The organism is Paenibacillus sp. FSL R5-0475, assembly GCF_038004585.1.
GTDB lineage: Bacteria > Bacillota > Bacilli > Paenibacillales > Paenibacillaceae > Paenibacillus_AQ.
On sequence record NZ_JBBORK010000001.1, the window covers coordinates 5,833,020 to 5,845,277 of the forward strand.

6 protein-coding genes are annotated in these 12,258 nt (G+C 44.4%); 5 read left to right on the top strand and 1 reads right to left on the bottom strand.

The window, feature by feature from the left end; all coding sequences use genetic code 11:
* Window positions 1-200 precede the first annotated feature (200 nt).
* Window positions 201-590 (bottom strand): hypothetical protein, encoded by a 390-nt coding sequence (locus tag MKX41_RS26165; protein WP_042184194.1) that lies wholly within the window; start codon window positions 588-590, stop codon window positions 201-203.
* Between the two features lie 255 nt (window positions 591-845).
* On the opposite strand from MKX41_RS26165, the gene MKX41_RS26170 reads away from it, so the two are divergent.
* The 5 genes from MKX41_RS26170 to MKX41_RS26190 all read left to right on the top strand — a co-directional run bounded on the left by MKX41_RS26170 (window position 846) and on the right by MKX41_RS26190 (window position 12,253).
* Complete coding sequence (locus tag MKX41_RS26170; RefSeq protein WP_340973776.1) at window positions 846-6,701, top strand: S-layer homology domain-containing protein; 5,856 nt, start codon at window positions 846-848, stop codon at window positions 6,699-6,701.
* Between the two features lie 178 nt (window positions 6,702-6,879).
* Window positions 6,880-7,098: a hypothetical protein gene (locus MKX41_RS26175; RefSeq protein ID WP_340973778.1), complete on the top strand. Its 219-nt coding sequence runs from the start codon at window positions 6,880-6,882 to the stop codon at window positions 7,096-7,098.
* Between the two features lie 16 nt (window positions 7,099-7,114).
* Entirely contained in the window at window positions 7,115-8,875 is a 1,761-nt protein-coding gene (locus tag MKX41_RS26180) for a CHASE2 domain-containing protein (RefSeq protein ID WP_340973779.1), read from the top strand.
* Window positions 8,872-10,749: a FecR family protein gene (locus MKX41_RS26185; protein ID WP_340973780.1), complete on the top strand. Its 1,878-nt coding sequence runs from the start codon at window positions 8,872-8,874 to the stop codon at window positions 10,747-10,749. The genes MKX41_RS26180 and MKX41_RS26185 overlap by 4 nt, the downstream gene beginning before the upstream one ends.
* Before the next feature lie 34 nt (window positions 10,750-10,783).
* On the top strand, window positions 10,784-12,253 hold the full coding sequence (locus tag MKX41_RS26190; protein WP_339799822.1) for a stalk domain-containing protein: 1,470 nt from the start codon (window positions 10,784-10,786) through the stop codon (window positions 12,251-12,253).
* Window positions 12,254-12,258 lie beyond the last annotated feature (5 nt).

A 12,258-nucleotide genomic window follows, 5' to 3' on the forward strand; every position in this document is an offset into this window, starting at 1 on the left:
TGAATATACGAAGAGGGTGATCTGACAGCCATTCAATGGCTATCGGATCACCCTCTTTATTTAAATATAAGAATTTATAATCTCCACGCTATATATTATCCTTATATTTCTCGCATAAACGCTTACCGTCCATTAGGGACGCCCAAGGCGTTTTAGCTTGGGCGCGGAGAAATGTTATACGGCCACTATATGTATCTTTCTTAGCCGAAAGAAGTGAGAACGCTCTCCGTAACGATGTCCCTCAGCTCCGCTTTGTGTGCTGCATACTGCTCGGCTGTAATATTTCCGGAAGCTAGTCGTGAATCTAGCTGTTCCGTTAGCTGGGTTACCTGTAGATCGATCACATCTTCAATATCTGTGTTTTGTTCTATTGCAATATCTTGAAGTGATTTGCCGTCATATAAGGCATCGTACAGATCATCATCTGTGGGTTGGTTAAGGGCTTTCAATAATAATTCGTCTTTATCCGCAACACTTGTGGTGGACCATTGAGTTGACGAGCTTGCGTTAGCAGTAAGGCTACTCCAAGCATTTCCGAAAGACATTACTATAACTACGGTTCCTACTATAATCACTCTTTTTATATCCATTAGAGTCCTCTTTTCTTATTTTACGAATAACGTTCTATGGTTTCTGTTGAAAGTGTCTGTAATGGTTGTGGTTTAACTTATTTCTATTATAACCCGGAAAGCTGAGCTGAAGCTTAAACAATATTTAAGATAACCTAAAGATTTAACATTGAAATGATATAGCGATAATATACCCCTAGTATAATTTCCAGATGATCTAAATTGCATATTTATGCAGAAGGGTCACAATCAAACTTACGGGGAGTGTTCGGAGTTTTGAGAATAACAGCAAAAGCTAAACGTTTTCTATCCAGCGTAATTGCAAGTAGTTTGATGTTGGGGATCATGGTTCCAGCAGGATATGCGGAAGAACAGCGGCCGGATACAGAGCAGACATCTTCCGAATTAGGAGCACATTTTGATGAACAGGTTGAGCTCAACACGCTTTTAAGTCAACCGACTGTAATGACAGATGTATACGCGACACCAACCAATCCAGGCTCTTTACTTATTACAGAGGTTGTTCCAGATACTAAAAATGTAAAAGGCGCGGATGGTAGCTCTGTAGATGGTTACGAATTTGTTGAGGTTTACAATAATACGGACGAGCCGGTTAACTTTAAGGATTATTATTTCTTTTATAATGACAAAGATACTTGGACACCAAATGGCGATGCGGTCATACCGGCGCATGGAAATATCGTCTTCTGGATTATGAACGGCAATAATCTGAGTGTTCCTGCCGAAGATTTCATCAAAAACTTTAATCCTTCAGCATCTCTGCAGGAAGGTGTAAACCTGTTCCGTATTAACGGTGGCGGTGGTATGGCAAACACTTCTCCGCGCAACTTACAAATTAAAAGTAAAGCAGGAGATGCTCTTATTGTCTCTGCTTCTTATGGAAAAGAACAGGTGAAGGAAAACAACGGGATTTTCTATAAGTATTCGCAATCCGACAGCTCTATGATGAGTCTCATGGCGATTTCGGGAACGGTTGCGGCTACACCAGGAACCGTAGATCCAGAGCAACTGCCTGAGCTAGTACCTGGAGACAAGCAACCGGTAATTGAACACCACTCGCAGAGCAGTGTGGATCCAGCGGATCTTCCCGTCACCGCGAAGATTACGAACCTAGAGATTGGACCAGACGGAACGCTACCGGTAGTGAAGTTGCAATACGGCTCTCCTTCTCAGGTGAAAGATACGGTAATCACCATGACCTCAAAAGGTGAGGGGGAATACACGGCCGTGATTCCTGCGGCTGCACTGGAAGAACCAGAACTGCACTACAGCATTCGTGTAAACAATGTAACAGAGAGCTATTCTGTTCATGTGAACCTGCCTGCATTTGATTCGAATAATGTGCCGCCGCTGTTAATTACAGAGCTGCTGCCCAATTCGACGAATGTAAAAGGAACGAGCAGCGATGCTTTTGAATTCATTGAGGTATATAACAATACTGATGCACCGATTGATTTTAAAAACTACAAGATCTATTATCGCTATCCTGATAAAGGCAATGCTTCCGATGTGAAGTGGCCCTCTACGAAAGAGAGTTTTGTAATTCCTGCACAGCAGTCCGTAGTGTTCTGGGTTATTAATAGTGCTAACAGTACATACACCGCTAGTGATTTTAATGCAGAATTCAACACTAATCTGATGGATGGCACAAATCTCTTTCAAATCAAAAGCGATGGGATGGCGAACTCTGGCCGCCGGGCCGTCGTAATCAAAAGTAATACCGAGAAAGAAATTTCCTCTGCGTATTATGATGCTGATCTTACCTATGATGGTGGGGCTAAAGGTGACGACACCAAAGAAAATAAAGCCCTTCTATACAAGTATCCTGTGAATGGGCAAAGTAAAATGCTCAAGATTAGTACAGGATCAGCGGTTCCGTCACCAGGGCAGGTAGATGTTGCACTGCTTCCTAACACACCGATCCATGTGGATCCGGATACCGAAAATCCGACGGTAAATGATCTGACTGCTGTAACGGAGATTGATCAGTCGATGAGTCTGGATTTGAAGGCTTTCGCGGATGACAATAAAGCCGTTACGTCTGTAGAAGTAAGGGTAGCTTCGGATAAGCAGCCTGATTTTGTCAGCCATAATCTATCCCAAGACTTTAACGATAGCTTATATCATTATAAATTGTCGTCTGCTGATTTGATCGGCAGAAATGAAATACAGTATTATTTCGTCGTTTCCGATGGCACAAATGAGACTGAATCTCCGGTAATGAAAGTGAAAATTACAGGTGGCCCAGATCAATCAGCGCTTCGTTTGAATGTTAAGGATGGGCAATTCATTAATGGCTCTATGACGGTAAAAGGAACCTCTGCTACCGCAAAGGCTGATGAAGTGGGCCTGAGCATCGACAATAAGGTGCTTGGCGATAACGAGGTATATGCCGCGCTTGAGAATGATGCTTACTTTGTATTTGATGCGAAGAATGTAGATTATTATTTCAAAAACGGTATCACCATGGGACCAGAAGAATTAGGGGATGCGAGTATTCTATACACCTTTATGGACCCGATTACTACGTATACGACATTGACCTTCCCGATCTCCTCTGCCGCTTTGCAAGTGGGCAAGGATAATGTGATCTACATTCGGGCGGGCTCTAAATCATCGCCTTTTGACCCTCGTCCCGAGGAGAATAAAGATGATTTTGAAGTAAAGAATGTGCGCCTATTACTTGCAGACGGTACTGAAGTTTGGGACCCTGCTTATGCAGAACGTGATAAAGAAATTAAGATGGGGGACAGCGCAGGTAAGCATGAATCCATCGGCTTCCGGTTCGATCTGAAATCTGATTTGTTCCGTTCGAAGGCTTATAACTGGAATACTACAGAAGTAACGGACGGAGAACATAAAGTAACAGTGACCGAAGGTGGATCCAAGGTATCGTCAAACGTAGTTGTAGACAACACGCCACCATCCATTAAAGCATCGATTGAAGATGGAAAAACTTATCGTGGTAATTTCGTAATTACTGCTGAGATCAAGGATACTTACGCAGGTGTAGATAAAGTTAGCGTGAAGCTGGACGGCAATGTTATTGAACTGCCTTATGCTACTACATCCGGAAAGTTGTCCGGTGGAGACCATACGCTTTCTATCACCGCATTGGATAAGATAGGTAATCAGGTGGAAAAGGTAATTACATTCCATGTACCGAATGAAAATCCATTTGCACCACTCCTGATCTCACCTCAGAACTGGGAGATTGGTGTGGGTACGAATCCGACCTTGAAGGTTAAGGTTGAAGATCCTAACCAGGATAAGATGGATGTTACCTTCTATAGAGGCTTCAAGTACGATGGTAACCATCCAGAGCAAGGATTTACTGGATTTAAGAACGCATCCGATACAGAACCGCCGAAGCAATCCGTTCCTGCGGGCGAAGAAGCCCTTAACAGTGACGAATACAGCAAAATAAGTTCAGTTGACGGAAAGTACTTAATTAACGATGCTGTTGAGCAATTCCCATATCAGCGCTATGAAATTAAGCTGGATGAATCGGTGAAGGCTTCAGATCGTGTGGATATTGAATGGAAGGGTAATTCACTTCCAGGTCGTAAAGTAAGTCTCTACGCGTGGAGTCCTGCTGAAGAAAAGTGGATACAGCTGGATCATTTAATTGCTGGTACTGAGGATTTTGAACTGAAATCTACGGTGACTGTTGGAGAATTCGCTAGCGGAGATAGCATTGCTGTCATGGTTCAGGATGAGATTGCGTCCGCGACTAAGACTGCACCTACAGTTACGCAGGATACCTATGATTTTTCTTTTGTATGGATGTCTGATACGCAATATTATTCTCAAAGCTACCCTTACATTTATCAGAAAAATGTAAAGTGGATTGCCGACAATAAGGATAATTTGAACTTGAAATATGTAATTCATACCGGAGATGTAGTGGACAAATCCTATCAGGAATATGAATGGCAAGAAGCCGATCGGGATATGAAGGTACTTGAGGATGCAGGTATTCCATATGGTGTTCTTGCGGGTAATCATGATGTAGGCCATCAAACCGGAGATTACACGAAATTCTGGCAATACTTTGGGGAATGGAGATTTAAGGACATGCCAACCTTTGGCGGATCCTATGACAACAACCGGGGCCATTATGATTTAGTATCTGCGAACGGAAATGACTTCATTATCGTATATATGGGCTGGGGACTGGCTGAAGAGGAAATTGAATGGATGAATGAGGTCGTTGCTCGTTATCCAGAACGTAAAGCGATTCTTTGTCTTCATGAATACCTGCTCGTATCTAATAACCGCGCACCGATTGCCGATACGATCTTTGAAAAGGTTGTAAAACCTAACAAGAACGTAATCGCAGCTTTATCCGGTCATTATCATGATGCGGAGCTTAAGGTAGATGAGTTGGATGATAATGGAGATGGCATTGCGGACCGCAGTGTATATCAAATGCTGGCAGATTATCAAGGTGCCGAAGAGGGTGGACTTGGTTATATTCGTCTGCTTCAGTTCGATGTAGCTAACAACAAGCTTCGTGTGAAGACTTATTCGCCTTACTTGGATGATTATAATTATTATGATGAAAATGAGTTCCCTGGCAAAGATGAGTTCGTACTAGATCTCGATCTGCAGCCTGTAACCAAACGTGTAGCTACCGATTACATTGGAGTTAAGGTTTACAGTGATCAGACAATTGCGACCCAGCAGCAAGTAGAGAGCGGTACGGAGACTCAGGTCACTTGGAGTAAGCTAAATCCAGAAAGCTACTACCAGTGGTATACAAAAGTCGAGGATGATAACTCTGGTAGTGTGCTTTCAGACATTTGGGGCTTCTACACTGGGAAAGAGAATGTAACACCGACACCAACACCAGAGGTATCGCCATCGCCAGAAGTAACGCCGACACCAGCACCAGAGGTGACATCGGCACCTCCAGTAGTTTTGCCAGTGCCAACAGTGACTCCAACGCCTACAGCCACACCTGGAGCGGGAAAAGGAAACATTGAACTGGCATTAGGAAGTAATGGAACGTATACAGCTGATCCGTCAGCCTTGAAGAAGCTGATAGAGGAAGCTGCTACAGGGGGAAGCCTAAAGATTAGCGTAGGCGGGGCAACCTCGGCTCAAGATCAGATTAGAATTGCACTTGATGCAACGAGCATCCAACAGGCTGCCGACAAGAAGCTGAATCTGAATATTGTATCTTCCAGCGTTACATTAAGCGTACCAACAAGCTCTTTACCAGCGATCCCGGCCGGCAGTGAAATGCTGCTGCTGAGCGTTGATACAACTACGACAGCTGTACAAAGCAATGTCGCTGGAATAAGTCCATCCAAGGCAACCGTGACGCTGAACCTCAGTACCACAGCAGGCGGCAAAGAAACGGCTATTCATCAGTTTAAAGGTGCTGTTACGATTACCCTGACGCTGACGAAGGAACAGCTTGCTAAGCTTGATACAGATTTTGCGGGTGTCTATTATGTAAATGGCAGTACCTTGGAATATTTGGGTGGAGTGTTTAAAGGCAATACCGTTACCTTTACAACAGATCATTTCTCTTCCTTCGCGGTACTGGAATACCATAAGCAATTTAGTGATACCGCTGGTCACTGGGCAGAGCTGTACATTTCCAAGCTGACGGCTAAGCATGTGATTAAGGGTATCGACGATACGCACTATGGTCCACAAGCGAATGTAACCCGTGCAGATTTTGTTACACTAGCCATTCGTTCACTCGGATTGAATGAGACAAGTGAAACTACGGGGAATGGTGCTTTTGCAGATGTATCAAAAGATGCTTATTACGCATCATCAATAGACAAAGCTGTCCAGCTTGGACTCATCCAAGGCAGTGATGGCAAGTTCCGTCCTAAAGATGCAATTACACGTGAAGAAGCGGCTGTTGTCCTGCAGAAATTGATACAATACAAAGCTGGAGTGCAGTCTTCCATTGCTGCTACTGCAAGCTTTAAGGATATAAACAGCGTATCAGAGTGGGCGAAGCAAGCGGTAAGTGAATTGCAAGCTAAGGGAATCCTTGACGGTAAGGGCGACAATCATTTCGATCCTCGTGGCAAAGTAACCCGTGCTGAAATTGCAAAACTGTTATATGGAATAATCAATTTATAAGAATAGTATGGCAAAGGCAGGCAGAGGTAACTCTGGCCTGCCTTTGTCATTTTTTGCACTCTATATTCCTTTTCTTCTAGCAAAGCAGGAAATTCTTACTATTCATATGATTTTTCATATATAATATTTTTGAATAAATTTTTAATAGACATAATCTAGCTTCCTGCTGGCAGTCATAATGATATCTTTCGTTGTTACACTAGTTATTCACGATGATCCGGCAGTTATTCTCCTTGTTACGGCACTTCTTCCAATTGGCGCAGGAATGGGTATTCATCCACGATTGCTTGTATTCCTTATTCTGTTATCCACTGCCCCCTTCTTCTTTGCTTATCAATTACCAACGTATTTGAACGCTTATTATAGCGCTGGCTCGGACTCATTGCATAATACATAGATTGGAGAAACGAACCTTGAGAGTAAAGTTAGCACATATTTTGCTTCTACTTACGGTAATTTTTGCGGTTGTACTGTATAGAGGGAGTCTTGACTCCATTGATCATCTGTTACAAGACCGCGTGATGCAGCACGAGAGGTCTGTGGATACAACGATTGCTATCATCGGGATAGACGACCAGAGCTTGGAGGACTTTGGCAGCTGGCCGTGGAGCAGAAATGTTCATGCACAGCTGTTAGATACGCTCTCCGAGGGACATCCAGCAGTGATCGGTTTTGACCTTACGTTCCCTGTAGGCTCGGAGGACCCGGAGGCGGATACAGAATTCGCTGCGGCTGTGGCCCGTGCGGGGAATGTAGTTTTGCCGGTATATGGCACATTTGCGCCAAATACCGAGCAGGGAAAGATCGAAGCGCTGGAGCTATCCCAGCCGTTTGAGGCTTTGCGGAAGGCCGCGGCTGCAACCGCCCATATCAATACTATTACCGATACTGATCGAGTGGTGCGTAAGGCTCTTTATTCTTTTGACTATGAAGGGGAGTCTATTCACAGCTTGTCATGGACGGTCTACCAGAAATATCGAGAGGCGATGGGGGGCACTGCTGATCCGCAGAAACTCCCACTGGATGACTTTGGGCGCTTTTATATCCCTTATTCAGGTGGCAATGGCGACTTTGAGGAGATTCCTTATTCGGCGGTTCTTAGCGGAGAGGTTCCACCATCTTATTTTGAGAATAGAATTGTGCTTATAGGGCCCTATGCTACAGGGTTTAAGGATGACTTCCTAACACCAATTAGCGGAAAAAATACGTTATATGGTGTGGAAATTCATGCAAATATTATTCAATCTCTACTGGACGATAATTATAAGCGGGTACTGGATTGGAAGTGGAACGAGGTAGTGTTGCTTTTTGTTGCGCTCCTAGCCTATCTACTATTCCGTAAAGTGAAGATGCTATATTCCTACGCGGTCATTGTGGTCATCATTGCACTTCTTATCTTTGCAGGTCGTTTTTTCTATGACCAAGGGATAGTAATTTCACTGGGTTATGTGATTCCCTTTCTAATCGTTAGTTGTATTATCGTAATAGCTTTTCAATATTTAGAAGAACTGATGGAGAAACGTAGAGTTACGGATATTTTTGGTCGATATGTTGCTCCGCAGGTTGTCGATCAAATTCTCAAGAACGGTCAAGAAGGGCTGAAGCTGGGAGGAAGCCGCAGAGAGCTAACCCTGTTATTCGTTGATATTCGCGGGTTCACTCCGTTATCGGAGGCTGCTGAACCAGAGGAGATTGTTGAGATTCTGAATGAGTATCTGGATCTGACTGCGGGTTGTATTTTTAAGTATGATGGCACGCTGGACAAGTTTATCGGGGATGCCACGATGGCGATCTTTAATGCTCCATTGCTGCTGGAGGATCATCCAATGCAAGCGGTGAAGGCGGCGTGGGCGATGAAGGAAGGCTCGGCTGCGGTGGAACAAAAGCTGTTCGAACGGTTTGGTCTTGTAGTGAAATTCGGTATCGGGGTGCATACTGGTCCAGCTGTATTCGGGAATATCGGCTCCAAGACCCGGATGGATTATACAGCGATTGGCGACACCGTCAACACGGCAGCCCGTCTGGAAAGCAATGCGAAGCCTGGACAAATCCTCATCAGTGAGGCTACCTACGCTTTTGTAAAAGATAGAGTATCAGCCGTTTCATTAGGAGAGATCAAGGTAAAGGGCAAGGAACAAGGAATCAGTGTCTATGAACTGGAGGGATTGAGATGAGGTCGTTAAAGCTTACACTGTCGTTTATGCTATTGTTCAGTATTCTTTGGCCAGCAGTTGTCACAGAGGCGAAGGATAGCGTAAAAATTGGGAAAATAACTGCGGTCTCAGGCAAGTCTGAAGTGAAAAAGAGCGGTGGAACGAAGAAATTCAACGCTTTTAAAGGAATGGCGATTACCCAAGGTGATACGATTATAACAGGCAATGATGGGCAAATTAGCCTCGATCTTGATGCTAACAAAGAAGTTACGATCGGAGCTAGTACTACGCTTACCATTAGCCAATTAGTAGAAAGCGCAAAGGCATTGGGTGGGAAAACAAGCCTGAAGCTGCAAAACGGGCAAGTCCTGATCAAGGTGAAAAAGAAACTGGATGGCGATTCTCGCTTTGAGATTGAGACACCAACAGCTATTATGGGTGTTATGGGTACAGAGTTTTTTGTTAGCGTTAATAGCCAAGGTAACGTAGTCCTTAATAATGGGATAGGGAATAACGGCGATTATCTGGGAGTTCTGGAAGGAACAGTTCATGTAGTTTCGACTATTGATCCCACGCTAATTGAGCGTATGATAACAGCCTCCCAGCAGTTAATTATGGAGAATCAACAATGGATAGAGTCGCAGTTGTCCCTAAATGCATTACCACAATTTGCGCTAGAGCAGCATTTGAAATATCTGAACGAAGAAGAGGTATTAGAATTCGAATCGGCTAAGAAAAAAATCGAGCAACTACTCGAGCAAATAAAAGCCGCTATGCCCGTTCACTCAAGTCCGCCTATTCCAACAATTCCACCTCAGATTCACTATGATCTATCTAGTTCAGCTCCCTTAGATATGACGAGACCAACATCGCCGACGAGACCTACACCAACGCCGACACCGGAACCGACGTCAACACCGACGCCGGAGCCAACAGCAACGCCGACGCTGGAACCAACACCAACACCAAAGCCAACACCAACACCAACACCAACACCAACACCAACACCAACACCAACACCAACACCAACACCAACACCAACACCAACACCAACACCAACACCAACACCAACACCAACACCAACACCAACACCAACACCAACACCAACACCAACACCAACACCAACACCAACACCAACACCAACACCAACACTAACACCATCGCCGGTACCAACACCGGAGCCAACACCTAATCCGCTAGGTGCGCCTGAGCTAGACCAGCAGGAATTTAGAGAACATATCTATGACTATCTCGTCCGTGATAATGAGATTGTTTTGCCGTTTACAGCACCGTTAGTCTTTAATATCGCAGATGACTCTAATCCTAATGCTGCGAGGGATGGGGTGAGTGTTACTTTGAATCAAAGTGAGGACAAGCTCGATTTAGGTGAGGTATATATTCGAGAGAATAAGCTTCACATTCAGCTGCGTGAATCACTTCCTTATAGCTCTTTCGTTCAAATCAAGATAAACGGCGGTTTGTTAAAGAATGCTCTTTCCGGGGGTGAAGTACAGGAAGAGGATCAACTGATAGCAGATGGCGGTTTTACCTACAAGGGAATGATCACTCCGAGTTATTTTAACCATACTGGCCCTATAGGTGAAGGTGAAGCACCAGAATTTATCATCCATTCGCTGGGTTATGATGTAGGGGAGATTAGATATCGTTATGAATATGATCTAGGAGATCCATCTCCACTAGAAGATACAGATTATGTACTGGAGCGGAACGGTGAGAATACTTTTGTGCTTAAACTTACTCCGGAGTTCTTGAATGGATTATTTCCCGAACCTTATATCGTTACTATTCCTCTCGTGAGGATTGAAGATACAGAAAACGGCCCTGTAGAGGTAGTAGTAGACAACCTCCAGATTAGATTATCTTTGTTATTTTAAAGGCGCAATAACCTTCGAGAGGAGAACAAACATAATGAAAAAGGAACTCATCTCCATCGTTTGTGGATTTATGCTCATAAGCGCAGTACAATCTAGCATCGTTACCGCAGAGGCAGTACAACCCGTAAGCGGCAACGTTCAAGGGAGTATAAATCAGAATATCTCTTCTAACGCTGTACTCTCTCTTAAACAGCCATGGGGATTGACTGCTGTATCTGGCAGCAATGACCTCATTATCGTACAGTCCGGAAGCAGTACTATCAGCAAGTGGAGTAATGGTAAGCTGCAGACAGTGGCTGGACAAGGTGCAGAAGGACATATCGATGGGAAGAGTGCAAAGGCCTTGTTTAATCATCCGACGTATACCGCTGCTGACAGTAAAGGCATTATCTATATCAGTGATACCGACAATCATGTCATCCGTAAAATTAAGAATGGAGAAGTATATACCTTCGCAGGAACGGGAGCGGCTGGCTATAAAGATGGACAACCCAATACCGCGCAGTTTAACGCGCCGGGTGGATTGGCAATAGACAGTAATGACAATGTATATGTAGCCGATACGCTGAATCATGTGATTCGCAAAGTTACACCGGAAGGTATTGTGACAACTTTTGCAGGTCAGCAGGGTAATATTGGTGCTTATTTAGATGGTTCGGTAGCTTCGGCCAAATTTAATGAGCCCGTGGGTCTTGTGTTCGATGAAACCGGTAATCTCTATGTGGCTGACAGTGGGAATCAGATGATTCGATTGATTAAAGGCAATATGGTTGAGACCTTTGCGGGCAAAGCAACGACAGTTGATCCAGTGACTGGATATATGGCTGGAGGGTTCCACAATGGAGATCGTCTGTCTGCGCTGTTCAATCGTCCTCGTGGACTGGCCTATGCCGATGGAGTCTTGCTGATTGCTGATAGTCTGAACCATAGGGTTCGGGCCATTCAGAAAGATGGAAGAGTCATCACAGTTGCAGGGCAGGGCACCTTGGGAGATCAAGTTGGAGCATTGGATAAAGTGATGTTTAATCAGCCTTCCGGTGTTGCGTTTGCTTCCGGGAAATTGTATGTGACGGATACGCTGAATAACAAGCTGAAGGTATTGAGTCTCGATTTGCAAGCCCTTAAGCCACTGCGTAGCGAGGGTGATCTGCTCGATGCAGTCTCGTTACTACCAGCGGGTAAGGACATGCAAGTATGGTTGGACGGAGTACAGGTGAAATTGAATACTAACAATCTATCACTTGAGCAATCCGGCAAAATTTATTTACCGGTTAGAGCGCTATTTAGCGCATGGGGAGCGGACATTCGTTGGGATTCGGCAAGCAAAGAGACGATGATTAGCAAAGGGGAGTGGACACTTTCCCTAAAGCCAGATGCAAGCCTTAATGTGCAAAACATAAAGGGCACTTTATATGTGGCAGCTGAATATTTGCCGACGGTTTCAGCTTTTATGCAGGTTTATGATGAGGACAGTCATGCAATTGTGCTAGAAAGTGGCCAATAATGGTT